Raw genomic sequence first — 23,284 nt, 5'->3', positions numbered from 1 at the left:
TGTAGGGGTGATACCATGGAAAAACCCGTCAAGCTGATACTCCCAAAAATTGAAAGACCTATTTTCATTGAGGGATACCCCGGAATAGGGCTTGTTGGACACATAGCAGCCAATTTTCTAGCAAAAGAACTCAATATGGATATGATAGGCTATGTTGAGAGTCAATTCCTACCACCGATGTCGCTAATTCTTGAGGGAAAGCCAAACCCACCGCTGAGATTTTACGGAAAGGACAACATAATCATTGCAGTTGCAGACATATACATACCTCCAACGCTGGTAAATGAAATAGCAAAGGAAATCATCAACTATCTAAAAGAGAACAATGCTGAGAAGGTAATTTCGCTGGGTGGAATGGGAATTGGCTTTTTCAAGGAGCAGATGGAAGTCTGGGGCGTAGGCGGGAGTGAAAACGAGAACAAGGACTTGGAGAAACTGGGAGTCAAAATACTAAAATACGGCTCCATAATGGGAATGAGCGGAAAACTCTTATGGGAGGCAAGTAAAGAAAAGCTCAAAGCATACGCCCTTCTAGGAGAGACTTTTGGGGACAGACCAGATCCGAGAGCGGCAGCCAACGTAATTGAGGTGCTCAAGAAACTCGTCCCCATGGAAGTTTCAACGGAGCCCCTGCTAAAGGAAGCCCAAATGATAGAAGAACAATTAAGAAAAATGCATGAACAAATGGAGTCTGCGAGAAGAAGGGCTGAAAAAGAATATGAAAGCGTTTATCTATGAGGTGAGAGTATGGAGCTCCCTGTACTTGGTGGGATAGCCCGGAGAGCTCTCGATCAACTTTTGAAGAATCCTTACAGGACAATAGAGGTGAGAAGTGCAAGAAATGTTATCGTGGCTAGAAGATTAAAGGCAAGAGAGAAACTATTTTTAACATATGAGACTCCCCAGGACATAACCAGAGGGACAGAAGGAATAATAGCAGAGGTTATGAAGATTGAAGAGATGGAGCAGAGAATACCATGGGAAGAAAGCGATGAACGGGAAATCACTGTGTGCAGAATACAGTTAAGGCTCGTAGGGCTTGGAAAGGTAATCGAAGTTTCAAGCGAGGGCGATGTGATGAAAGTAAAGGTTAGAGAAATGCTGCCGCATGAGATGGCAATGAGCTAATCAAAGAGTGTCTTTTGGATTCCCCGCTTAGATTTTTCTCTTTTTGGAGGCTCAAGTTTTCTGAACTCCAAACCCTCTTTTTCCAGAAGTTTTTTGGCACCAGATGTCAAAGATGGAGCAACCAGAATACCACGAACATTTTCATACTCTTCCCTCATAGCCTCAACATACCTCTTAAGCTGGCTAACAGCGTGCAAATCTGCCCTTCTGCGCTTAAGCTCAAGGATAACAATGTTTCCGTCTTTATCTTTCCCCAAAACATCCACGATCCCGTGTTTTATGGGCTTTTCCTTGAAAAGAGGTTTGAAGCCTTCCTCAATTAGAGAGGGGTTCTCAAAGATTAAATCGGCCATCTCAGCTTCGCTACCCGTTAATGCCAACTCTTCATAGTCTTCCGCCTGAAAATAGGAGATAAGGTAGACTTTCAGAAGCTCTACTTCAAGAATTTCCCGGGGCTTTCGCCGAATGCTCTTTAAGAACAGCTTCCCATCTTTTATTTCAAGCCCAACTGAGCTCCCCGGTGGCTGCCAGTTGACGGGCTCCCGCTTTTCTTTCTGGTGAATTAAAAAGGAACCGTCGGGCTTTATTATTATCACCCTATCCCCTGGACCAAGCTCGCTTTTAGCCCTTCCATCGTAAAAAACTCTACAATGGGCGAATATATTCACTATGGCCTCTTTTGAAAGTGCCCGGTTAAAGATGTCTACAATTTCTTCTGGAGTGGGATCTAACTTTGCTTCTACTTTCATAGGTCCTCAAAGGAAATTTAAAGAAGAGTTTAAAAAGTTAAAGGAGCTAAACTTTTGAAGCCATAGCTCCTTCCCTAATAGTTAATAATATAAGTCTGCATTTGAAAAATAGGGAAGAATAGAAGCTTTACTTCTTCTCGAGAAATGCCATTATGCCTTTCTTTACCTCCTCCGTTTGAGACCAGAGGATAATCGTCTTTGTAGCATATTCGAGTGCATTTTCCCAATCTAAGTCCAATTGCCTGTAGAAAAACTTCTTTCCAGTTTCTAGAACACTAAGGCTGTGCCTCGCTAGCTTCTTTGCCAATGCCATCGTTTCTTCTTCTAGCTTTTCTTTTGGCACGACTTTGTTGACTAGACCCCACTCCAAGGCCTCTTGAGCCGTTATCATTTCCCCTGTAAATGCCATCTCGAATGCTCTCTTAGCTGATATATTCCTACTGACAAATACAGTTGGCGTAAAGCAAAAGAGGCCAACGTTAATACCAGACAACGCAAATTTCGTTTCTTCGGATGCTACGGCTAAGTCACAAGCCGCAACTAGCTGACAGCCTGCTGCCAAAGCATACCCATGAACTTGGGCTATTACCGGCTGGGGTGCCTCTCTAATAGCAATCATAACTCTCTTGATGTTCTCAAATGTCTCTTCGGCGTCGTGTAAATCACTGTTGAGAACTTCTTTGAGGTCATGTCCTGAGCTAAAGCATTTTCCTGCGCCTTTTATAATAGCTACCTTAACCCTTCTTTCGTCAGCAATCTTATGCAAAATATCCGCCAGCTGAGAAAGCATACTCTTTGAAAGAGCATTTCTCTTTTCCGGCCGGTTTAAGGTTATTATCCCAATCTCTTCCCTTTCCTCATAAATTACCTCATTCTCCATTTGCCATTCCCTCCCCATTTCACAAAGGTGCTAACCTCAATCTAGTAACAACTACGATTTTCAAACCTTTTGTGTCTCTTAGTCTTTCAATTTCTTCCTGACCTCCTCCTCGCCCTAAAGGGCGAGGCCTGAAAAAAGAAAAAAGTAATAGACTTAGAGTAATCCTAAACTCTAGCTACACAGAAGACTAATCCTCGACTCCCTTCTCTGTGATTCTAAAGGCTGCTTCTCCTTCAGGCAGGTGGGGAGAGTCTATAAGCCTTGCAACTCTCTTTCCAGCTTTTCCTTTTCTTAGGTAGACTCTAACAGTGGCTGAGTGAGCCAGGATGTGACCACCTATTGGTCTTGTTGGATCACCGAAGAAAGCGTCAGGCCTTGCTTGAACTTGGTTAGTAACGAACACTGCTATATCGTAAAGGTTTGCCAAACGATGTAGATCTGCCAGATGCTTGGCAAGCTTTTGCTGTCTCTCCGCTAAGGTTCCTCTTCCCACATATTCTGACCTAAAGTGTCCTGTAAGGGAATCTACTACAAGAAGTTTAACTGGTCTATCGCTCGCAGCCTTTTGTTTAATTATTTCCTCGGCTTTTTCTACAAGGAGCATTTGGTGATTGCTGTTGAAGGCCCTGGCAACGTAAATGTTCTTTAGTACTTCATCTGGATCCATGCCCCTGTTCTCGGCTATTTGCTTTATTCTTTCAGGCCTGAAAGTGTTTTCTGTGTCAATCCATATTACTGAACCTCTGAGCCCTCCTTCTTCGGGCGACTTTTGGACCATAACGGCAAGTGTATGAGCGAGTTGAGTATTGTGCAGGACAAGACCGTTGGGAGCAATGAAGTTGTGGGTCTCGGGAACCACGAGATCGTAAACCCAGTCGTTATAGTCAACCAGCTCGACGGACTTCACTTCGTAAAACTCAAGCTTTTTAATGAGCTCAATGAATTTAAGGGCATCTTTAGCCGTCCTCTCAAGCTCTTCAATCTCCTTCATAAGAGCAAAGATAACTTCACTTCTCCTCGGCTCACGCTTTGGAAGTCCCCTCGTGCGGTAGTTGGAAATCTGCCTATCATTGAACCCGTACTTTCTGAGGACAGTCCAAGAAAATGGCAGTTTTGGAGTTTCTCCAGTTTCAATAGCTTTTCTAGCGAGCTCAAGTCTCTCAAGCGCGTCCTTGAAGTATTCGGCAATCCGTTCAAGGGTTTCCTCAGTGAACCAGACATCCTTGTTACGGGTCAATATGTGATAAGCAGTTTCACCGTCCTTCTTTGGGAGCCTAAACCTCGTGTAGAGCTTTGAGAGATACTTAGCAACTGCCGGTGGATACCTTCCAACGCCTCCGGAAGGTATTTTCGAGTTCTTAAGGAGGGAAGCAGGGAGAACCCTCTCAAAAGCTGCTCTATCCTCCCCCGTTATGAAAATTCTATAGTAGGTTTCCTCACCAACTACCTTCTCGGACACAGTTGGTGAAATGCCAATGCGCTTCAGGAGGAACACAAGCCCTTCAGCCAAGCTTCTGCTCTTTGTAACGAACTCCACGTTGGACTTCGAGACGTGCCCGTCACCGTCGAGGTAGCCCGCGAGAAAGCTTATTATAACTTCTTCGTTTCCGTTGAGTATTTCCTCTGGAATCTTTTTGTTTTGGGCGTTCGAATTAGATAGCTCTCCAAGCCATTCAGCCGTTCTCTTGCGGAAAAGTATCCTGTAGAGGCCGCGTCTAACTTCGACTTTCGGCTCGTATCCGTCGTGCTTTTTGATAAAGCTAACGATAAATTCCTTGAGTTTCTCTGATGCCGTTGTTATAGAGAGCGGATTGGAAGTTCCTTCTGCAACGAAGAGACCAAGGAAATACGCTTTCTCGTTGGCCACTGAAGCTGTGTTAGCCGGAACCTTACGGATGCCAACGAGGATATCACCTTCTCTAAGCTCCCCTGCACGAACCCACTTTAAACCATCTCTAAAAACAAGCACTGGGTGAACTGCGGTTATTTTGAGCGTTCTTCCCTTGGAGAGGTTGATCTGAAGTATCTTCCTAACCTTCTCGCGATAAAGGTAGGAAGCCTTGGTGCGCTTTACTTCTCCAGTTACGGAGTCGAATGTGTAGACGCTGACCGTTTCCAGTGGAACTGCAAAGCCTGTGTCAAATGGTATTTCCCCATTCAACGCTTTATACTTCTCGTACATTTCCTCGATGGTCTCAAAGTGAACCAAAGTATCGTTCTCATAGTATACTCTCGTGTCTTTTGCAAAACACTTTCCACTACCAAATTCACCGAAGACCTCGGAGATAGCTTGAGTCTCGATTCCACCGCCGAGAAGCTTATCCAAGGCCTTGCTTCCAGTGGTAATTTTGCCTACAACGGCTCTCTTTTGTAAATATTCATCAGCACGCATGAAGGTTCCAATATTAGCTGCTTCTCTCGCGGCTTGGATAATTTTTAGAGCAGCACCTTCACTTATTCCAGCAAGTTCTTTCAGCTCTAACGGAGAAGCTACTGCTATCGCCTCCAAGGTGTCGTAACCTGCTTCTCTAAGCTTTTCAGCAGTAGCGGGCCCAACTCCAGGGAGATCCTCCAACGTTTTTATTTCCTTCTTTTTGGTTGATCCACTACTCTCTTCGATTGAATCTTCTTCAATTGAGAGTTCTTCAAGATCGTCGAGCTCTTCAAACTCTTCGAGCTCTTTAATTTCATCTTCGACTTTCTTTTTTCTCGCCATAGTTATCACCCATAAGCATGATTCTAAATAGTAGTGCATCCAAAGTGCTTATATATTTTTCCCATGCCCGAAAAAAGCGTTCAACCGCTGAAAATTACAAAATCAAGGATGAGTAAAACCAAAATGCAAAAATGGAGCATTAAGGCTTGAGATTTCCAGTGGAAATAAAGCCCTATTTGTAAACCCCCAACGAGTAGTTGTGCATCTTCTGAACAACATTTCAAGGCAGCATGAGTTCCAGTGGAAATAAAACACCACAATTTTGCATATTTATGCACATTTTAATACATTAGCATCCAAAAGTTCCAGTGGAAATAAAACCCCTTTTCTATGGTTATCTAAGCGTTCATAAACTCGTCTGACAGGCCCCCCAGAGTTTCATTTCCACTGGAACCCAGTTTGGAAAATCGGACGGATTTTGTGGAGAATAGAAATGTAAAAAGCATTTAAAAGGGTCATTTGAGTTTGTCGATGTTAAGTTGTTCACAATACTTAAATGATAAATGCCAGTTAGTTGTTATTTCTTATCATTGGTCATGTTATTTTCTGAACAATGTTCATAGATAAATATATATATCTCAAAGTGTAAAAACAATGGGAGTGTTTTCACCAATTTAATAGAAAGTGTCGGGTGTTCTGCACAGCCTCCAGTGGAAATAAAACTCTGGGGGGCTAGGTCTCTGTTTAACAAATGGTTGGTTGGCAAATACTTTTGTTAAATCGGATGCATGTTTGGGAGCACTGTTGTACTCTTTTCAATGCATATCTTTGTTCATTTTTCGTCCATAGGAAATGGCCATTACACCTTACAGGGGTTGTCTATTGTAAAGATTTCATGAGGTGTTTGCGGCTATTTCGACTATCGCTTCCGGTGGAAGATTGAACTTAAATACTTCAAAGTTCAACTTCATATGGTGGTTCCTGTGGAAGTACTCAAATGGTTGGAAGAGGGGTATGACAATGCGAGGGATATAGTGGACCTCCCGTGGAAAGTGACAAAAAAGTCAGATGGGGTTTATTTGGCTGAATATCCAAAAATACCATTTGTTCTTAATGTAGTAATAGATAAGGAATTTGTTCATCTGATAGTCCCTCTTGGCGTTGATACCGTTGCTTTAGAAGTGCCAGAGCGCTTGAAAGTTTACCACTCTCTTTTGATGCTTAACGACAAGTTGAACCTGATAAAGTTCTGCATAACTGGGATGAACGAGGAAATAACTTTAAGAGTCGACTTGGACAGGAAAACTCTTGGGAAAGGCGAATTTAACGATGCTCTCACGAGCCTGTTAATTGGTTTGAACGAGGTTATAAGGGCTCTGGGACTCGAAGAAGAGTTCGCCATGGCAGTTTTTGAAAGAATTGTGATGATGGTATTGGAACGACTTGAGAAGGGCGCCAAAAAAGAGGATATTCTGAACTTTTGGTCGTCAAGGTTGGAATGGATCCAAAAGATGCCGAAGAATTCCTTAGGGAAATACTTGAAAAATCAAAGTCAAGTGAAGACGTTGGCTACTTCTGACTACTTCTCAATTTCCAGTTCCATTAGCTTTTTGCATAACTTCCAGTGGAAACAAAACTCTTGATGTAGGTCCTTCTTGAAGACTAACTTCAGTTCATTTAGTTCAGTTTTTCCTCTAAATTCGCCAAATATAAGCACGTTGTTCATCTCAATGACACCAAAAACAGCCGCTAGGTTGAATATCAGGGTTCTCAACTGATAGCCACTAGCATAATGTTCGCTCAGCTCTTTGTGGGGATACTCAAAGAGAAAGTACTCAACGCCCTCGATTTCCGCTATGTCAGTCATCGCTATGTCTGCCGTTAAGAGAACAACAAGTGCTGGCGTGTTTTTGTCGAATTCCTTCAGAGTTTTTATTATCAGCTCGTCGTTGGTGTTTGCTTTTTCTTTGATGCTTTCCACCTCTATTATTTTGTCTTTTAGCTTTTCGTATTCTCTTAGGGCTATGTAGGCAGCTTTCCTTGATTTTTTCATTCTCCTGTTGCTGAATTCTTGGAGTAGGTGTGAATTGTGGAGGATATTTCTCAGCTCTCTTAAGTGCGTATGCTTGTATTTGAAGTTCATTGAATTCTCGATTTCCTTCTTAACCAAATCAACTATCGCTATCTGGATTCCCGTCACTCCCCTGAGCTTAGACAGAAACGCGTGGTATAAAAGGTTGGTATCTGGGGCAAAGATTATCCTTCTTGTGAGGCTTTTATATGCTTCAAGCTTCTTTTGGAACTCGTCTATGTTGGCGTAGTTTATTATTCCACTGGAAAGGAAACACTCGTAATAGTCTCTGTATGTGGGAAGATCGTAGAGGTATCTCTCTTTCCCATGGAGCACTTTGTGAAAGTCCTCTTCCTTGGCTAGTGCCCTTACTCTGTATCCATCTTTGTAAGGATACGCTTCGAGAAGTGGCATGTTGTAAAGGGGAGCACTAACGCGGATTTTGTCTCTCATCTGGATTAAGTTGATCAGTATCTGGAGCTCCGGCTTTTCTATAATTTTTTCCATCTTCTGCCCTCCATAAAGTCCTTTAGCCTCTGGATGTGCAGGGGAATCATCATGTACGGCCGGTTTGCATATTCGAGGTCCCTAAGTGAAAGGTAGAATAGGTGCTCGACTTCCAATGGAAGTGCATGGATGGCGGCTCCCGCTACCAAGGCTTTTCTTCCAGAGGTTATGTCCACCGATACCTCGTAGCCTTCTTTCTTCAGCTTTTTGAGGAGTTCTCCTATCTTCTCATCAGCTTCGAGAAAGTTGTCTTCCTCAATTATTATCCACTCTATCTCAGGAGAAAAGCCGTATTCGTTGGAGATTATTTTTAGTGCTTCGACTGCTTTTGGGAGCTTTTTAGTATAGATGTCCTCAAGAAAGATGAAAATTTTGTCAGGCCGGTAGTTCTTCATAACAACTGCATAATAGGCATTTATCATGGCCCATGTCGACCTTCCGAGCATCGTAACGTAGGCTTTCATAGGCTTCACTTTAATCTATAAGTATCAGGCCGTACAAAACACTTTCGGAGAAGTTGAGCTCAACTATCTTTGAGAGCTCTATGCCAACAGCATCTATTGAGGGTCTGACCTTGTTGGGCATTCTGCAGTTTCCGCTTTTTTCAAATTCGCATTCTTCACAAAGGTTGCAGTTTCCCGGGAACAACGCTAGTGTGTAGAAGTTTCCGTTTTTAAATAGCTCATCTTCTTTCTTTAGAATGTATTCCAATGCCTTCCTCTTTTCATTTTCAAAATCCTCGAAATCGATTTCAAATTTTATCAAAAGGGCTCTTTTGTAGTGTTTTATCAGCTCCTTTGCTTCCATCCATGAAGGGGCATAGGGTGGGCAGGAAGGGCTTTTTCCATAAGCCGGACAGCTCCGGCACTTCCATACGGGTCTTGGTGAGACAACAATACCCTTTGCGGGTATTTCTTTTTCCCAGAGGACTTTCATAAAAGAAAAGTTGAAAATCTCAAATAAAAACTTAATCCATCAGGCGGCCTCCGTTAACGTCTACTACTTCGCCGGTTATATGGTCGTTTTCGAGAAGAAAGACTACTGCGTGGGCTATATCTTCTGGCTTGGCGATTTTCCCGGTTAATGAGAGCTTTCTTAGCCTTTCTCTCATCTCTTCGTTTATCATATCCGTTGCAACGGGTCCCGGAGCGAGCAAAAAGGAGTTAGAAAAAGCAATGGAAGGGCATATAATCCAATTCGGCGAGCTGGTTGGCCTTTATGAAAGAAGGTGATCACTTGTATCTTAGCTTGACATAGAGGTTGACCCCACTCTGCAGGGCTGCTAGGGAGTTCAGGGTTAGAAATACCCAGTCTCCTATTAGGTATGAGTAAATCGCAAGTAGTGTCGAGCCAACAATATAAACCAACACAAATTCCAGATTTAAGGGACATTTCTTATTTCTTATTGTCTCCAACGTTTGAGGAATCCAGGAACTCACGAGAAGAAGCATACCTATAAGCCCCACGAGTTCCTTCATTTTATCACCTCACTCATTCTTTTGCACAAAGGCTAAAACAGCATGGTTTTAAAAAAGATTATGAACTATTGCGGGTGTATTTTCAGAAAAAGAAATGCAAAAATAATCAGAAGGATGTCAATGCTTTAATTCGGATGCGAGCTTTGAAGTTGCCCATGTTTTGACATCGTCATCGAGAATATCGTTAATAATCTTAAATGCTTCCTGAATTTTTCCCTGCCTTGCGAGAGTTAATGCTACCTCCGCCTGTATTTTTGACCTGTTGGATACGTCTTTTATAAATTCGGCTATTTTTAGGGCTTCGTCTATGTGGTTAAGTTCAAGAAATTCAAAAGCTAAGCTCATGAGGGCTTTGGTAACGCTTTCATCGTTCTCAATTTCGAGTATGGCACCTATTGTTCTGTTAAGGGCTTCGCTGTAGTCCCTTCCCTGCTTTGCCATTTCCACCGTAACCATTGACATTGACTTTGCCCTTATTCCTTTGTCAGGGATTGACTCTGCAATTTGAAATGCGTTTTCAAAGTCGCCCCTCTCTATGAGCTTTGAAACGGTTTCATAGAGGGCTCGTGATTGATACCATTTCTGCATGTAAACACCAAATAAATTTTGCATTTGAAAAATTTAAGCTTTCCTACATTCCAAGAATAACGTATATTCCAAGAAGTATCAACAGTACCCCGGCAATCATTGAAAGCTCTCTAGACTTTTGGACTATCTTTTGTGAGATTGATTTGCTCTCTGTTATGCTTCCAACTGTTAAGAGGATTATAAGCAGCGGAAGGATGAAGATGACATTGTAAAGTGCTAGAAGGATTAACGTTAATGCCCTGCCCACTTTGGATATGAGGATCGCGTATGCCAGATAAGTTCCCGAGGAACATGGCAAGAGGGTGAACGATACTATAACGCCGAGTGAGAATGCCCCTAAAATGGTTGCTTCCCTGCTGAATATGTTTTTTCTTACTTCTTTTTTCTTTGCTATCCTGCTTTTTTCCATGTAGCCGGTTATAAAGGTATAAGCCCCAAAAGCTATTGAAACTACTCCCGCAACCCATACTGGAATTGTCTTGGTGAGTACCACCAATCCCACTCCAAGAAGGTAGTAGGAGATGTAAATTGCAGCAACAAAGGCCAGTCCAACAGCATAAATTCTCCTTTTGGAGATGTTTTCCTTAAGTGAGAGGGCTATGAGAAGCATCGTATAAATGACAAACGTACAGGGGTTTATTGAATCCGCACCAGCCAGCGCGAGAAGGGGGTAAATTAAATTTCTTAAGCCGAGAAGTGATAGTATGCCGGCCGTTAATCCAATTGAAGATAAGATTACTAAAAGAAGAACCTTGATTTCAGACTTCACTCGGCTCACCATTTGTGAAGATATATTCAAGCTTATTAATAATTTCGGTCTTGTTTTCCGGGATGAGGTACGTTTTGTCAGTTATAAAGAGCACGCCATTGGCTTTTTTGGCTTCTTCCACGAGGTCATCCGCGTATTCGAGTGGAAATTCTCCGTTGACTATTGCATAGAGCTTTCCGTCGTAGAAAATGCCTATTACCGGGACACCGGTCACTCCAAGTATTTGGTATAGCTGCTCAAACATATTCATGTTGTGCTCATTACCTTGTAATTCGTAGTACGTTAAAGCATCTTTCCCAAAGAACTTTGGAATCTCTTCTTTCATTTTTCTACAGTGGGGGCACGTTGCCGCTCCATACATATAGAAGTGGAACTTTGCTTTATCAAGTGTAAAAGTCTCTGTTGTCGTGCTGGAAGATGATGTAGTCGATGAAGTCGATGAGGTAGATGAGTTATTATTTGATATGCACATGCTGGTGAGCACTATGAGTGCAAGTAGTAGCGCTCCCAGAACTTTTTTCATTAACCTCTCACCTGATTCAAGGGTATGCTTTATGGATTATAAATGTTTAGGAATGTAGATTTTTTGGCACGTAGCTTTTTAAGGACTTCCAACACAAGCTATTGGTGGTGAGAGCATGAATGACGTCGAGAGGGCTCTCCAGACTTTTTATTCAATGAAGCTGAAGAATATAATGCCGTCAGTAGCTTCAATGCCAATTGTCACAGTTGATTCTCCCATCATAGATGTTCTTAAGCTGCTCAGGACGAGGCATCACGTATGGGTTGTGAACAATAAAAAGGAGATGAAGCTTGAAGGAGTCATCAGATACCTTGATGTTATATGCATTCTTCTCCCTCCGGAGAACACAAAGGCGAGGCTTGGCAACATAAGCACGGTTTTCAAGTCCATTTTGGGAGGAGCAGAAAAAGCATCCGACGTAATGGAGCGTAATGTAATGACAATAGACGAAGATGCCACTGTCTTGGATGCATTAACGAAAATGAGGAGGTACAGAGTACAGATCTTAGCTATTGTCGATGAAAACAACATTTTGAGGGGAGAAATAAGCCTGAGGTTGCTCATTGACGAGTTCTTAAGACTCATGAAGGTGGGTGGTGTGCAATGGCTCCAGAATGGATCCTCTTCACCCTCGGAGTAGCACTTATCTTTGGAAAGCTTGGAGATCACCTAATGGAGCGCTTTGAACTTCCCGGTGTACTGGGAGAGATACTGATGGGTATGATTTTGGGAAATTTGATATATTTTGGCTTAGTAAGTCCAGAATACCTTACTTTGCATTCAAATGAGACATTTGAGTTTTTGGCTCGTTTGGGGATAATCTTCTTGCTCTTCTTGGGTGGTCTTGACACAGATGTTGAAATGCTCAAAAAAACCGGTGCGGTGGCGACTGTTTCTACTCTCCTGGGCGTTTTTGTCCCTTTGGTTCTTGGGTACTTTGGGCTCAAGCTGATGGGTTATCCTTCTAGGGAAGCCTTTGCCGGTGGTGTTTTATTGACGGCAACAAGCATAGGGATTACCGTAAGGGTTATGATGGACCTCGGAGTTTTGAGGAGCGACGTTGGTGCCGCTTCCCTGAGTGCCAGTGTTATGGACGATTTCCTTGGAATAGCACTAGTCATATTCGCGGTCGGCACTGGAAGTATTTTGGGGCTAATAAGTAAAATGGCAATCTTTTTCATCATTACAGGTTTGGTTGCGTGGTATACAATAGAAAAATACATCCGCTTTTCAGAATGGCTTCACGTTGAGAAAGGTGTTCTGGGAATGGTGCTTGCTCTGATGTTTCTGTTCTCTGCTCTGGCTGAACACTGGTTTGATGCCGCTATAGAGGGTGCCTTTATGGCTGGTCTTGTTCTCTCAAAACTTCCTGAGGGTAAGAGAATAATGGAGGATGTAAGAGCAATAGCCTATGGGTTTTTGGTTCCCGTATTCTTTGTGTACACTGGGGCAATGCTCGATTTAAGGGTTTTTGCCAGCGTTGAAGCCCTTTCCCTTGCAACGGTCTTAACTATAATTGCCGTCGTTGGAAAGGTCCTCGGCAGAGGAGTTGGGGCAATGATTATGGGGTGGAGCGCCAAAAAAGCCCTCCAAATGGGTATTGGTTCAATTCCAAGGACGGAAGTTGCACTTGTTGACCTTATGGTGGCAATTCAGGGAGGTGCAATTCCCGAAAGCGACGCTCCAAAGTTCATTGCGGCGACGCTAATTTTCATAACTATCTCCGTCTTAATAACTCCACCTCTGCTCAAGTGGGCATTTAAAGAGGAAGTTGAAGCCATGAAGCAAGGAAAAGCTGAAAAGAGAGTAAAAGCGGTGCAGGAGACGAAGAGAAGAATTTCAATATTAAAGGGATCAAAGAGAAATCGCTAAAATACCCTTGCGTATCCCCATTTTTTAACGCTTGTTAGGATTGAGGTTTCCGTGCTCTTTATCCCGTCAATTTTTCCAAGCTTTTCTATTAGAAAGCTTTCCAGTTCTTGGAGGTCTCTCACGGTAACCTGCATGAGAACATCGTGTGCTCCGGTAGCTATCCCCAAAACATCAACCTCTGGAAGTTTGGAGAGCTCTTCAACGGCCGTTTTGATTTTGTTGGGCTCGATATCAACTGCTATGAATGCCACTATGGTGTAACCCGCTTTGAAGGGGTTTATTAGGGCGGCAAACTTTCGTATTATTCCCTCTTCGATAAGTCTCTTGACCCTAAGCCTCACAGTTGATTCTGGTATTCCTATTCTCCTTGCTATTTCTGAATAGCTCATCCTCCCATCTTCTTGCAACAGCCTTAGGATATTTCTGTCTATTTCATCCATCTTCATTTTGACCACCAGATTCGTACTTTGTTTAAATATTCTACTACTGAATTTTAAATGCTTTTTGCCATTTTTGTCAGAATGCGCAAAATTTAACCAAAAATTCTATTAATTTCAAACGCATTATTTAAAGTGGTGAGAAAGTTGAGAAAGGAAGATATAATAACGCAATACTCTAAAATCTTCCCAAAGGCTTCTAGAGTAACCTATGCTCCGATAGTCGCCCATAAGGCAAAAAACGCAAAAGTATGGGATATCGAAGGGAGAGAATACATAGACTTTTTGAGCGATGCCGCCGTTCAGAACGTTGGCCACAACAACGAAAGGGTCGTTAGGGCCATAAAAGAACAGGCTGAAAGGCTAATCCATTTCACATTTATCTATGGTTTTACAGCGGAGCCCCTCTTGCTTGCAGAAAAGCTTGCCGAGATTTCACCCATTGAAGAACCGAAGATAGCCTTTGGGTTAAGCGGGAGTGATGCAAACGATGGGGCAATAAAGTTTGCCCGGGCTTACACTAAAAGAAGAACCATTCTTAGTTACCTTAAGAGTTACTACGGCTCCACATATGGTGCAGCCAGTATAACCGGCTTGGATTTTCATGTCAGGGCTTTGGTAGGCGAGCTTAGCGACGTCCACTATATTCCCTATCCGGACTGCTACAGATGTCCGTTTGGAAAAGAAAGAGGGTCTTGTAAGAGGGAATGCATTGAATACATTAAGATGAAGTTTGAGGGTGAAGTGTACGCGGATGGTGTTGCTGCCTTGTTTGCCGAACCAATTCAAGGAGATGCCGGAATGATTGTGCCTCCAGAGGACTACTTTAGAAAGGTCAAGAAAATCCTTGACGAGCATGGAATTCTTCTTATAGTTGATGAAATCCAGAGCGGCATTGGAAGAACTGGAAAATGGTTTGCCATAGAGCACTTCGGAGTTACGCCGGACATAATAACAGTGGCAAAGCCCCTTGGGGGAGGCTTACCGATAAGTGCCGTAATCGGAAAGAGCGAAATTATGGATGCTCTTCCACCTCTTGGTCACGCCTTTACCTTGATTGGAAACCCTGTTGCGAGCAGAGCAGCACTTGCTGTCATTGAGGAGATAGAGGAAAAGGATCTCTTAAAGAGGGCGGAAAAGCTTGGGGATTACACCATGAGGAGACTGGAGAAGATGAAAGAAGAGCACGAACTAATAGGCGATGTGAGAGGAAAGGGTCTTATGATAGGGGTTGATCTAGTTAAAGACAGAGAAACCAAGGAGAGAGCATATGAAGAAGCGAAGAAGGTTGTCTGGAGGGCTTACGAGCTTGGATTAATCGTTGCCTTTTTGCAGGGGAACGTCTTGAGAATTCAGCCTCCGCTCACAATTGAGAAAGAAACTCTCGACGAAGGCCTTGATAGGCTTGAAAAGGCTATAGCGGATGTTGAAGAGGGCAAAGTTGGGAATGAAGCCTTGAAGTTTGTGCAGGGCTGGTAGTCTTTAATTTCTTTAGCCTATTCACTGCTCTTTTTTGTGCTATGATGCACATTTCGCATCCGAAAAACTTTATAAAGGGGGTTATTTTCGCAGATGAGTAGCAAGGTGGCAAATATATGAAGAAAAAGGTAGCTGTAAGTATGCAGGTAAGAAAAAAGGTCGTAAAAGGTTATAATAACCAGATGCCCAAGTGGTTTTATGCTTTCGTGCCTTTCAAGATAGCCACCGGCGGTTCCTCCCAAGTAATTCCCCTCTATGCTATCCACCTCGGGGCTGGTGCCGGCGAGGTTGGGCTGTTAAACGCATTTTCAACACTTTCTTCCACCGTAGGAACAGTATTCTGGGGCAAATTGAGCGATAAAACACTTAAAAGAAAGATCTTCATTCTAATGGGTCTTTTGAGTGTTTCAATTTTCTTAAGCCTGCTGTCGTTTGCAAGGGACTTCTGGGATCTCTTGGCAATAAACGCAGTTTATTCATTTTTCCTCGCTTCAACGGTGTCCATACCAATTGTCCTCCTCTTCAGAAACGTGAGAAAGACAAGATGGGATGAGGCGGTAGGAAGGTTCAACAAAATCGGCGGTTGGGCGTGGGTCTTGGGACTTTTGGCAGGATTCGCACTCGTTAAATTTTTAAGTTTTAGACAGCTGCTCCTGTTTTTTGCCATAGCAAACGTTCCAGGAGTTATCATGGCATTGAGAACTATCAGAGAGGCTCCAGTTTACCTTCACAGGAATAACATAAAGCCTTTTGTAACCCAAGTTATCCAAAAGAGCCGCTACCTTCCAAACTTTATTATTCATATGCCCACAAAACTAAAGGTCTCTCCAAAGTTCGCGGGATTTTATCTGTCTTCGGCATTCTTCTGGATATCATCGGGTATGTACGTCACTCAGCTCCCCGTGTACCTAATAAACAATGGACTTACTGGCCAAGAAATATTTGGGCTGGCGCTCTTAAACTCCTCAACCTCAGCAATGCTCTATCAGAGGGTGGGACTAAAGCTTAAGTCCAAGAATCCCGCTTTGGCGTTGATTCAGGGATACTTCATTAGAAGCCTTGGAGCTCTCCTGTTGCTGTTCCCCCTAACCGTTCCTTACAGTTTACTCATCTCAGCCCTTGGAAGCTACATTCTCATGGGCTATTCCTGGTCGTACGTAAGCGTTTCATCAACCTCTCTCCTAGGAAGAATGAGCTCTCCAAAAGAGCAGGGAAGTGTTTTAGCAACTGCAAACTTAATAAACTCCGGCGGATTTGTCCTTGGAAGCTTAGCCGGGGGCTTTGTAGTGTCACAAGTGGATTTCGCCCTTAATTTTGCCATAGCATCTTCAATGGGCCTTTGTGCAATAGTTCCAGTGCTGGGTTTGATAGGATTTTCATTCCCGCTCCACACTCCAGTACACATAAGGAGAAGGAATTAGTGTATTTCAGCGTTTCCAAGCCTTATGTACCTTCCATGCCTTTTCACAAACTCCAAAAAGCGCTTGTACGTGGGGTGATTGCTTAGAGTTTCGCTGTCCCCAATTGCTATCAGCTTTCTCTTTGCCCTCGTTAGGGCAACGTTGAGCCTTCTTAAATCAGTTAAAAACCCCAATTCTCCTTTCTTATTTGACCTCACGAAGGAAAGGATTATTACTTCTTTTTCTCTTCCCTGATAGCCATCTACACTGTGAACCTCAATCTCTTCGCCGATAAGTGAGCGTATTAGGTCAACCTGGTCGTCGTAAGGAGTTATAACTCCAATCCATTCTTCTTTGACTCCCATTCTCAAAAGCCTCTCAACTATCTCCTTAACCAAAAGCGCTTCAAGGGGGTTCTCTCGTGATGTTGAGCCTTTCCTCTGCCTCTCCCATTTATCTCTCCTCTCGGCTGTGTCGACGAAAACAAGGGGTTCCTCTCTTTTGAGAATCGAATTCCAAGGCTCTCCGAAAAATGGTTCCCTAACATTCAGGTCAGCCAGAGTTATATTTTTCACGCTCTCATCCGCTTTTATCTTTCCGTTGTAAAATTCTCTGCTCGGGAACTCCATGAGCTTTTCGTTCATTCTGTACTGTATTTCGAGCATCTTCGCTTTGTATGGGTAAAGCTCAATAAGCTTCTCGAAGAGCGTCTCACTAAGCTCCTTTGCCTCTTCGCTTAGAATCGTAGGTGGCAGCTGCTTGTGATCTCCAGCAAGGACAAAGCGCTTGGCCTTTGCGATTGGAATTAAAACGCTTGGAATAGTTGCTTGAGATGCCTCATCTATTATTGCTACGTTGAATTCAACGTCTTTTATGAATTCAAGGGCTGCGGAGGAGTTCGTGCTTAAAACAACGTCAGCCTTTTCAATTACCTCCTTAATTATCTCCTCCTCTATCTTTTCGGCGAATTTGTAGAGCTTTTGCACCCCTTCGTTTAGGGTTATCCACTGCGCCATCTCTCTAACCTCTTTTGCGGGAACCCCTCTTGCCCCCCTTCCCTTCTCGGCAAGCTTTAGAATCTGCTTGTTGGTCAAACCCCTTCTAAGCTGTGGCACTGGTTTCTTGTATTGGTCTCTCATCATGGCCAGTCTTTCTGCTTTGTTTCTTAGCTCTCGCACTCTTCTGTATCTTTCGTGGCTTTCTACTTGAAATGCGAGCGTTGATTCTTTTAGGTGCTTTGAGACCCTCGAAGGGTGCCCTAAGCGGACTAGGTTTACCTTTCCCCAGAGCCTCTCCACGAGGTTGTCAACTGCAACGTTGCTCTCTGCCGTGGCAAGAACTTTGTTTCCTCTTTTGACCTCCTGAAGTATGAGCTCGGCGAGGGTTCTTGTCTTTCCAGTTCCAAAGGGACCATGTATTAAGAAGAAATCCTCACTGCCAAGGGCGAGGCTTATGGCCTTTCTCTGAGTAGGGTTAAGGCTCTTGTCAAAGGGCTCGAATTCTTGGGGAGTGCTTTTTGTCGGCTTTTCTTGCTTTAGAATAAATTTCAAAGCCCTAATGCCGCTTTCACTGAGGTTTTTCAGGTTCTCTATCTGCCTTCTAAAGGTTATGTCGTTGGCGTAGAGGTCTATTCTAACGTTTCTCAAGGCCCAGGAAGGCACGGATTCGAGGGCAACTACGATAAACCTGCTTCCCTTTTCCACAACAGTTCCAACAAGGTCGCTCATTAAGGGATTTCCTCTGCTGATTAAAACCAAATCTCCAACGCCAATTTCCGTCTTGAAGGGCTCCTTCCTTCCGTATTTGACGAGCTTAAACCCAAACTCCTCGCCAACTATTTTTCCGTTGAGATTTAGAATAGTCCTTCCGAGCTTTTCTCTCTCATAACCTCTAAGCCTGCGCATCTCTTCGCGCATAGCGTTGATCTCTGCTTCTCGCTCAAGCTCAACAAGGTCGATTAGCTTTGCGATATAAGTTTTTACGTGCATGCTATCACCTGACTCAAAAAAAGTTTGAGCTTTTAATTGTTTCTTCTTTTTCAAGAAGAGCTTTTTGGTGGGCCCGCGGGGCTTCGAACCCCGGACCTCCCGCTTATCAGGCGGGCGCTCTGACCAGGCTGAGCCACGGGCCCATTGTCTGGTGCCCCGGCCGGGATTTGAACCCGGGTCGCGGGATCGAGAGTCCCGCATGATTGACCGGGCTACACCACCGGGGCGTCGATGTTGATAACCGAAAATTAATTTATAAATCTTTCGATGCTAAAACTACATCTATCGTGTGAATAATGTATGGTTGGGAGTATCTCTACCCCTAGGGCTTTACCCCTCCAGATAGGCTTCCAGATATTTCTTGAGCCCCTTGATGCTAGGCATCACAACATCGGGCTTTATTTCACTCTTTTCCACATCCTTGAGGGTGTTGACGCCCGTAAGCACCATTATGGCCTTGGCATTTATCTTCTTTGCAAACGCCATGTCCGTATCTAACCTATCCCCAACAACCCATATCTCATCTGCATTGAGCTTTTCCTTTACCACTTCAAAGACCGGTTTGTTTGGTTTGCCAATGATTAAAGGCTCCTTTTCGGTCGCGGTTTTTAGGGCGGCGATTATTGCGCCAGCTCCGGGCAAAATACCTTCTTCACTTGGGTAAGTTGTGTCAGGGTTAGTCCCTATAAAGTGGGCGCCGTTACGTATGGCCAAACACCCGTATTTGAGCTTTTCATAGGTGAGTTGAGGGTCTAGACCAACTACAACGTAATTTATTTCCCTCCACTTCTCTTTTGCTTCTTCGAGGCTTATTACAGGCCAGCCTATGGCTTTTATCTCTTCCAAAAGGCCTTTTCCACCTATTACAAAAACGTTGCCCTTTTCAAAGTGCTTCTCCAGATATCTGGCTGTAGCGTATCCGGAGGTTATTATCTGGTTTTCTTCAACTTCGATTCCCATCTTCTCGAGCTTTTCTTTGTACATTCTGGCATTTCTGGTAGAATTGTTGGTGAGAAAAATGAACGGGACTTTTTGGGATTTTAAAAACTCGATAACCTCTTTGGCTCCCTCGATGGGTTCGTTTCCCCTATAGATGACTCCGTCCATATCGAAAATTATGCCGATCATCGCTAGCACCAGAGAAGAAAACGAAAGGGAGTTTAAAAACTCACTGCTCTGCATAGATTTGGAGCGAGATCAGGGAGAGATCCTTCTGGATTTCATTAGTGGCATTTGGGTCAACAAGGAAAAACATTGACACTTTAAGGGTTTCCGATGGGGCAAGAGGAGTTTTTAATAGGGATATTGCTTGGTTGTTAAGCTCATATAAGGTCTTTTCCGAATACTCTTTGAGGGTGTAGGTTTCGTTGCTCCTCGTTACCACTATCCACTCGATTATTATGCTTTTGCTTAGCTCCCCTTCTTCTGGAGTGAAGTCCACAAGGGATTCAGCATCTGTGAGCTCTCCATCCTCTAAGTCCTGGACTCTGGGAGTCATGATTATTTTCGATATTTCTATTTCTCCACCGTTTTTTATGTAGAAGCTAACGTTTGCTTCGTCTCCGGGTTTTAGGTTATCGAGCTCAAAGAGCTTCAAATCGTTGTAGAACCTATCCCCTGTTTTGCTGATTCTTATGTCGAATTCTCCTGTGGAGATCTCGTTTTTCTCAGAGAGACTGATGTCGCTGAAGAGCGCAGTGCCTACTTTAAAGCCCATTACTCCCAACAACAACCCCAGCATCATGAATACGATTTCCTTCCTCATTATGATAACCCCACTACAATTTTGAGAAGTAATATGTTATTGAGTTAAAAAGTATTTCGTCCTTGGGAGTTAAGAAATTGAAAGAAGAGACTACACAGGGGGCAGTGAAATTATGGAATGAGCACTTCTGATCTAACCAGAACATCCTACCTCTAAGATTTTAATTTCATCCCCTTCGCTAAAGCCATTTTTGTCTTCTGGGTCAAATTTGAGTTTATCCCATACTTGGCCGTCTTTCTCTCTCCATTCCCCTATGATATACGAGCATTCCGAATACATTTCTGCTTTGTATACAAAATTTTCAAAATAATACATACCTGCAATTGTGGAGTCTATGTTTGTTCCTTCTATCAGAATTATAAAATCTCCCTCGTGTTCTAATGATTGAATTACAAAGAGTCCATTTTCCACATCCCACCAATTTTTCCCGGACTGGGGGTAGGGGTATATACTGTGTGGGGAGACTAAGCCATTTTCTGAGAATGATACCAACGTTGCTCTTTTTTCTTCAAGTTGTTTTGTGCACTTATTTGAAAGAGGCCCTCCAATAATTAAAAGTGGAGAAACTCCGCTACATTTGTCTGTCTCTATTAGTGAATGCTCATGGAATATAAGATAAGCGTGATACTCTTCAGTGGGCGACGAAGGAACAATGTAAAGATTTTGATACTTTTTGATTTCTCCGAGTTTTATTGGAGTAAACGGAGCAGATAGCAGATAATAATTGTCACTTGATAATAAAACCGATCCTTGGGGAGTTACATAGTCGGTGGATAGTCTTCCATAGGCTCTGAGCAAGTTTTCGACTGAAATCCTTTTGAAATCTGACGGAGTTGTTCTGAATCCCAAAAACGCATTGAATTTTGCTTTTTTTGCTACATTTATTGTTTCTTCATCCCAAGTGAGATCATAATTATAGAGTTGCGGGGGTCTGGCTACATTTAAGACGCTCAAGAATATCAAAAGACTGAGTGTTACCGTGATAAGAAGTTTAACTTTTTGAGTTGTCTCCTTTAAGTCTCGCATTAAAGAAAGAGCCACTATTGGCGTAGCAAAAGGTACAAAGTACTGGACTATTCTAACTAGCCAGTTGTTAAATGACCACCCTCCAGAACTTGGCATTAAAATGGAAGCAAGGAGACCCAATCCTCCGACAAAGACTAAAATTATCGAGATAACATCCAAGTCCTGAAAAGCATTTTTTGGTATTTTGTTTATAACTTCCTTGATGTACACTATGGCGAAGAACAGATTGCCAAACTGAAGTAAAAGAAATGTTACTGCGGAATTTGAATATACGGTTGTATAAACATCGGCCCTAAGTTTAAACTGCAAGTACAAGCCTATCATAACAAGTGCAAAAGATAATCCAAATATATAGGGCTTGAATCTTTTAACAATCGCTGTTGTAACCTCCCAAATGTTTTTTAATGTGTCTACCCTCTTAGTAGCAAAATCCGTAATCCTGACTACGATGTAGAAGCCAATCACTAACAGAATAGTGGATATGATCGAAAAATGATCCCATAACGGTGCTTTGCCAATTATTTTTGTGTTTTTTATTACCCATACTAACGAAGCTACCATCTTGTTATATGGGGAAAATATGAGAAAAACCACCCATCCCGATACTATTGAAAAAGATATCGTTAAAAGCTCCGTTCTACGGTTTTTTCCTTTGATTACAACTTCTAACATGGTATGTACCAGTAGCAGTATCGAAAATACAATAAACGACAGGATATGAGTTAAAACAAGTAACACAGAAAGAATAGGGGCTAACAATCTCTTATGTCTTGATCTTAGAGCTAGGAATAAGGACGCACCTACTATGAGTCCTAATTGTTGGGGTCTAACTTCCATTGCTGGCCAGATGTAATAGCTGGACATAAAAAGGACTAACAGGGAGAACAAAGAAGCTCTTTCGTCAAGCCCCATCTTTTTGTAAAACCAGTAAAGAAAGATCACATAAATCAGGAAGACTAAGGCAGAGAAAGTTAGTGTTGTAATGATTGGGTCGGAGATTACGTCATTCAATTTATGGAGCAGAAAAGGGGTAGCAAATCCAGAGATCGGCCAGTTGCTGTACCAATAACGATCCCCCAGAAGGGAGGTGTAGTAGGATTCATCAAAGCTTGTGAAGTATCGCCCAAAACCAAATCGAATATAGTACCAAACTATGAAAGCAAAAAACAGAATAAGAAATAGTGTAGCATTTTTTGTCAATTTTTCGCTGGTGACCAGATACATTGTTCCAAGGATAAACAGGAAAAGAATGAGGAGCGTAATATCCAACTTCACCCCTCCTTTATGGGAATTGTGAGGAGTAAAGGATACTCTTCGTTCTGAGATTTAACAATGACCTTAACTTTTACTGGTTCTGCAACGTATTTTACCTTTGAGTACTTTCTGGTTAGGATGTAAGTCTCATTAATTTCTGTTAGGTCGTATTCTATTATTTCCGCTAAAGTTTCATTTCCTTCGGAAATATTCCGAACATGAGAGACGTGAAGTGGTGTCCCAGTTATCGGAAAAGCTAAGTTAAGCGTAAGGTTATTGTCTAGCAACAAGATGCCCAATTCAGATGCATTGTTTAAACTAGAATGTGTGCCGAGAATTATGGAGCCGTTTATCAAATATTTTTCAGTTCTCGTTTCTAGGGTTATTTTCTCATACTCAACTTCCGATACGGAAAAGTTGAAAGATATTGAGTGTTTTTCTTGAGGTTCTAGAACAACTTCGCCGCTCTTTATTTTATGATTGTTTATAAAAACTTCAAACTCATACTTTGTCCTTTCTCTTTCATGTGATTCTATTACAAAACTCATTTCGTAAGTTTGATTGGGAATTATGTAATTTGGGGTAGTCAAGTTGTCAAAATAAGCCAGACTATATCCGGGACTCGTTTTGGGGTATACTATTAGCAGAGTGCCCAGAGCTATAACAGATGCCAAAACTAAAACATAAAGCAGTTCTCTCCTCATCACTCAATCC

The 23,284-nt window shown here is 42.7% G+C and carries 24 protein-coding genes and 2 tRNA genes; 7 read left to right on the top strand and 19 right to left on the bottom strand.

Annotated elements, in window-relative coordinates; all coding sequences use genetic code 11:
• The first annotated feature begins 15 nt into the window (after positions 1-15).
• Together NF865_RS02570 and NF865_RS02565 are read left to right on the top strand one after the other, a co-directional pair.
• Complete coding sequence (locus NF865_RS02570; RefSeq protein WP_253305056.1) at positions 16-738, top strand: proteasome assembly chaperone family protein; 723 nt, start codon at positions 16-18, stop codon at positions 736-738.
• Positions 739-747: 9 nt separating this feature from the next.
• Positions 748-1,128 (top strand): DUF473 domain-containing protein, encoded by a 381-nt coding sequence (locus NF865_RS02565; RefSeq protein ID WP_253305055.1) that lies wholly within the window; start codon positions 748-750, stop codon positions 1,126-1,128.
• Here NF865_RS02565 and nucS read toward each other — a convergent pair.
• From nucS to radA, 3 genes are all read right to left on the bottom strand, one after another.
• Complete coding sequence (gene nucS, locus NF865_RS02560) at positions 1,125-1,877, bottom strand: endonuclease NucS (protein ID WP_253305054.1); 753 nt, start codon at positions 1,875-1,877, stop codon at positions 1,125-1,127. The genes NF865_RS02565 and nucS overlap by 4 nt on opposite strands.
• 127 nt (positions 1,878-2,004) lie before the next feature.
• Entirely contained in the window at positions 2,005-2,757 is a 753-nt protein-coding gene (locus NF865_RS02555; protein WP_253305053.1) for an enoyl-CoA hydratase-related protein, read from the bottom strand.
• A 187-nt stretch (positions 2,758-2,944) separates the two neighbouring features.
• The gene (radA, locus tag NF865_RS02550; RefSeq protein WP_253305052.1) at positions 2,945-5,473 is read right to left on the bottom strand and encodes a DNA repair and recombination protein RadA; all 2,529 of its coding nucleotides are present in this window, start codon (positions 5,471-5,473) and stop codon (positions 2,945-2,947) included.
• A gap of 923 nt (positions 5,474-6,396) precedes the next feature.
• Between radA and NF865_RS02545 the strand changes: the two genes are divergently transcribed.
• On the top strand, positions 6,397-7,056 hold the full coding sequence (locus tag NF865_RS02545) for a DUF8183 domain-containing protein (RefSeq protein WP_366513827.1): 660 nt from the start codon (positions 6,397-6,399) through the stop codon (positions 7,054-7,056).
• On the opposite strand, the gene NF865_RS02540 is transcribed toward NF865_RS02545, so the two are convergent.
• From NF865_RS02540 to NF865_RS02500, 8 genes are all read right to left on the bottom strand, one after another.
• Positions 6,993-7,991 (bottom strand): PIN domain-containing protein, encoded by a 999-nt coding sequence (locus tag NF865_RS02540; protein ID WP_253305051.1) that lies wholly within the window; start codon positions 7,989-7,991, stop codon positions 6,993-6,995. The genes NF865_RS02545 and NF865_RS02540 overlap by 64 nt on opposite strands.
• Positions 7,976-8,455: a hypothetical protein gene (locus NF865_RS02535; protein ID WP_253305718.1), complete on the bottom strand. Its 480-nt coding sequence runs from the start codon at positions 8,453-8,455 to the stop codon at positions 7,976-7,978. Before NF865_RS02535 ends, NF865_RS02540 begins: the two co-directional genes overlap by 16 nt.
• Before the next feature lie 10 nt (positions 8,456-8,465).
• Entirely contained in the window at positions 8,466-8,927 is a 462-nt protein-coding gene (locus NF865_RS02530; RefSeq protein WP_253305050.1) for a DUF2284 domain-containing protein, read from the bottom strand.
• Positions 8,928-8,958: 31 nt separating this feature from the next.
• The gene (locus NF865_RS02525) at positions 8,959-9,102 is read right to left on the bottom strand and encodes a hypothetical protein (protein WP_253305049.1); all 144 of its coding nucleotides are present in this window, start codon (positions 9,100-9,102) and stop codon (positions 8,959-8,961) included.
• 121 nt (positions 9,103-9,223) lie between these two features.
• On the bottom strand, positions 9,224-9,469 hold the full coding sequence (locus NF865_RS02515; RefSeq protein ID WP_253305048.1) for a lipid-A-disaccharide synthase N-terminal domain-containing protein: 246 nt from the start codon (positions 9,467-9,469) through the stop codon (positions 9,224-9,226).
• Between the two features lie 117 nt (positions 9,470-9,586).
• Positions 9,587-10,057 (bottom strand): hypothetical protein, encoded by a 471-nt coding sequence (locus tag NF865_RS02510; protein WP_253305047.1) that lies wholly within the window; start codon positions 10,055-10,057, stop codon positions 9,587-9,589.
• 43 nt (positions 10,058-10,100) lie between these two features.
• Positions 10,101-10,826 (bottom strand): cytochrome c biogenesis protein CcdA, encoded by a 726-nt coding sequence (locus NF865_RS02505; protein WP_253305046.1) that lies wholly within the window; start codon positions 10,824-10,826, stop codon positions 10,101-10,103.
• Complete coding sequence (locus NF865_RS02500) at positions 10,816-11,349, bottom strand: thioredoxin domain-containing protein (protein WP_253305045.1); 534 nt, start codon at positions 11,347-11,349, stop codon at positions 10,816-10,818. The genes NF865_RS02505 and NF865_RS02500 overlap by 11 nt, the downstream gene beginning before the upstream one ends.
• 115 nt (positions 11,350-11,464) lie before the next feature.
• Between NF865_RS02500 and NF865_RS02495 the strand changes: the two genes are divergently transcribed.
• Together NF865_RS02495 and NF865_RS02490 are read left to right on the top strand one after the other, a co-directional pair.
• Positions 11,465-11,989: a CBS domain-containing protein gene (locus tag NF865_RS02495; RefSeq protein WP_253305044.1), complete on the top strand. Its 525-nt coding sequence runs from the start codon at positions 11,465-11,467 to the stop codon at positions 11,987-11,989.
• The gene (locus NF865_RS02490) at positions 11,953-13,221 is read left to right on the top strand and encodes a cation:proton antiporter (RefSeq protein WP_253305043.1); all 1,269 of its coding nucleotides are present in this window, start codon (positions 11,953-11,955) and stop codon (positions 13,219-13,221) included. The genes NF865_RS02495 and NF865_RS02490 overlap by 37 nt, the downstream gene beginning before the upstream one ends.
• Here the strand turns inward: NF865_RS02490 and NF865_RS02485 are convergent.
• Complete coding sequence (locus NF865_RS02485; RefSeq protein WP_253305042.1) at positions 13,218-13,667, bottom strand: Lrp/AsnC family transcriptional regulator; 450 nt, start codon at positions 13,665-13,667, stop codon at positions 13,218-13,220. The two genes, NF865_RS02490 and NF865_RS02485, sit on opposite strands and share 4 nt — an antisense overlap.
• Before the next feature lie 138 nt (positions 13,668-13,805).
• Between NF865_RS02485 and NF865_RS02480 the strand changes: the two genes are divergently transcribed.
• Positions 13,806-15,137, top strand: coding sequence for a leucine/methionine racemase (locus NF865_RS02480; protein WP_253305041.1), 1,332 nt, complete (start codon positions 13,806-13,808; stop codon positions 15,135-15,137).
• A 116-nt stretch (positions 15,138-15,253) separates the two neighbouring features.
• Complete coding sequence (locus NF865_RS02475; RefSeq protein WP_253305040.1) at positions 15,254-16,558, top strand: MFS transporter; 1,305 nt, start codon at positions 15,254-15,256, stop codon at positions 16,556-16,558.
• Here NF865_RS02475 and NF865_RS02470 read toward each other — a convergent pair.
• The 7 genes from NF865_RS02470 to NF865_RS02440 all read right to left on the bottom strand — a co-directional run bounded on the left by NF865_RS02470 (position 16,555) and on the right by NF865_RS02440 (position 23,274).
• Positions 16,555-18,525 carry an IGHMBP2 family helicase gene (locus NF865_RS02470; RefSeq protein WP_253305039.1) on the bottom strand — a complete coding sequence of 657 codons (1,971 nt, stop codon included), beginning with the start codon at positions 18,523-18,525 and terminating at the stop codon, positions 16,555-16,557. The genes NF865_RS02475 and NF865_RS02470 overlap by 4 nt on opposite strands.
• Before the next feature lie 65 nt (positions 18,526-18,590).
• Positions 18,591-18,668, bottom strand: a tRNA-Ile gene (locus tag NF865_RS02465).
• A 6-nt stretch (positions 18,669-18,674) separates the two neighbouring features.
• Positions 18,675-18,752 (bottom strand) — tRNA-Glu (locus NF865_RS02460).
• A gap of 103 nt (positions 18,753-18,855) precedes the next feature.
• Positions 18,856-19,653, bottom strand: coding sequence for a 2-phosphoglycolate phosphatase (locus tag NF865_RS02455; RefSeq protein WP_253305717.1), 798 nt, complete (start codon positions 19,651-19,653; stop codon positions 18,856-18,858).
• A gap of 40 nt (positions 19,654-19,693) precedes the next feature.
• Positions 19,694-20,290 carry a CalY family protein gene (locus NF865_RS02450; protein WP_253305038.1) on the bottom strand — a complete coding sequence of 199 codons (597 nt, stop codon included), beginning with the start codon at positions 20,288-20,290 and terminating at the stop codon, positions 19,694-19,696.
• 132 nt (positions 20,291-20,422) lie between these two features.
• Complete coding sequence (locus tag NF865_RS02445) at positions 20,423-22,585, bottom strand: hypothetical protein (RefSeq protein ID WP_253305037.1); 2,163 nt, start codon at positions 22,583-22,585, stop codon at positions 20,423-20,425.
• Between the two features lie 2 nt (positions 22,586-22,587).
• A complete protein-coding gene (locus tag NF865_RS02440; RefSeq protein WP_253305036.1) occupies positions 22,588-23,274 on the bottom strand; it encodes a hypothetical protein in 687 nt (228 codons plus the stop codon).
• Between the last annotated feature and the right edge of the window lie 10 nt (positions 23,275-23,284).

The sequence above is a fragment of the Thermococcus aggregans genome (assembly GCF_024022995.1).
In the GTDB taxonomy this organism is placed as follows: Archaea; Methanobacteriota_B; Thermococci; order Thermococcales; family Thermococcaceae; genus Thermococcus_A; species Thermococcus_A aggregans.
This window is presented reverse-complemented; position numbering and strand designations above follow the sequence as displayed.

Bases quoted from the DNA above. Each gene is read 5' to 3' on its own strand.
- NF865_RS02570 (WP_253305056.1), top strand. From the start codon at position 16: ATGGAAAAACCCGTCAAGCTGATACTCCCAAAAATTGAAAGACCTATT.
- NF865_RS02565 (WP_253305055.1), top strand. From the start codon at position 748: ATGGAGCTCCCTGTACTTGGTGGGATAGCCCGGAGAGCTCTCGATCAA.
- nucS (WP_253305054.1), bottom strand. From the start codon at position 1,877: ATGAAAGTAGAAGCAAAGTTAGATCCCACTCCAGAAGAAATTGTAGAC.
- NF865_RS02555 (WP_253305053.1), bottom strand. From the start codon at position 2,757: ATGGAGAATGAGGTAATTTATGAGGAAAGGGAAGAGATTGGGATAATA.
- radA (WP_253305052.1), bottom strand. From the start codon at position 5,473: ATGGCGAGAAAAAAGAAAGTCGAAGATGAAATTAAAGAGCTCGAAGAG.
- NF865_RS02540 (WP_253305051.1), bottom strand. From the start codon at position 7,991: ATGGAAAAAATTATAGAAAAGCCGGAGCTCCAGATACTGATCAACTTA.
- NF865_RS02535 (WP_253305718.1), bottom strand. From the start codon at position 8,455: ATGAAAGCCTACGTTACGATGCTCGGAAGGTCGACATGGGCCATGATA.
- NF865_RS02530 (WP_253305050.1), bottom strand. From the start codon at position 8,927: ATGAAAGTCCTCTGGGAAAAAGAAATACCCGCAAAGGGTATTGTTGTC.
- NF865_RS02525 (WP_253305049.1), bottom strand. From the start codon at position 9,102: ATGAGAGAAAGGCTAAGAAAGCTCTCATTAACCGGGAAAATCGCCAAG.
- NF865_RS02515 (WP_253305048.1), bottom strand. From the start codon at position 9,469: ATGAAGGAACTCGTGGGGCTTATAGGTATGCTTCTTCTCGTGAGTTCC.
- NF865_RS02510 (WP_253305047.1), bottom strand. From the start codon at position 10,057: ATGCAGAAATGGTATCAATCACGAGCCCTCTATGAAACCGTTTCAAAG.
- NF865_RS02500 (WP_253305045.1), bottom strand. From the start codon at position 11,349: ATGAAAAAAGTTCTGGGAGCGCTACTACTTGCACTCATAGTGCTCACC.
- NF865_RS02495 (WP_253305044.1), top strand. From the start codon at position 11,465: ATGAATGACGTCGAGAGGGCTCTCCAGACTTTTTATTCAATGAAGCTG.
- NF865_RS02490 (WP_253305043.1), top strand. From the start codon at position 11,953: ATGGCTCCAGAATGGATCCTCTTCACCCTCGGAGTAGCACTTATCTTT.
- NF865_RS02485 (WP_253305042.1), bottom strand. From the start codon at position 13,667: ATGAAGATGGATGAAATAGACAGAAATATCCTAAGGCTGTTGCAAGAA.
- NF865_RS02475 (WP_253305040.1), top strand. From the start codon at position 15,254: ATGAAGAAAAAGGTAGCTGTAAGTATGCAGGTAAGAAAAAAGGTCGTA.
- NF865_RS02470 (WP_253305039.1), bottom strand. From the start codon at position 18,525: ATGCACGTAAAAACTTATATCGCAAAGCTAATCGACCTTGTTGAGCTT.
- NF865_RS02455 (WP_253305717.1), bottom strand. From the start codon at position 19,653: ATGATCGGCATAATTTTCGATATGGACGGAGTCATCTATAGGGGAAAC.
- NF865_RS02450 (WP_253305038.1), bottom strand. From the start codon at position 20,290: ATGAGGAAGGAAATCGTATTCATGATGCTGGGGTTGTTGTTGGGAGTA.
- NF865_RS02440 (WP_253305036.1), bottom strand. From the start codon at position 23,274: ATGAGGAGAGAACTGCTTTATGTTTTAGTTTTGGCATCTGTTATAGCT.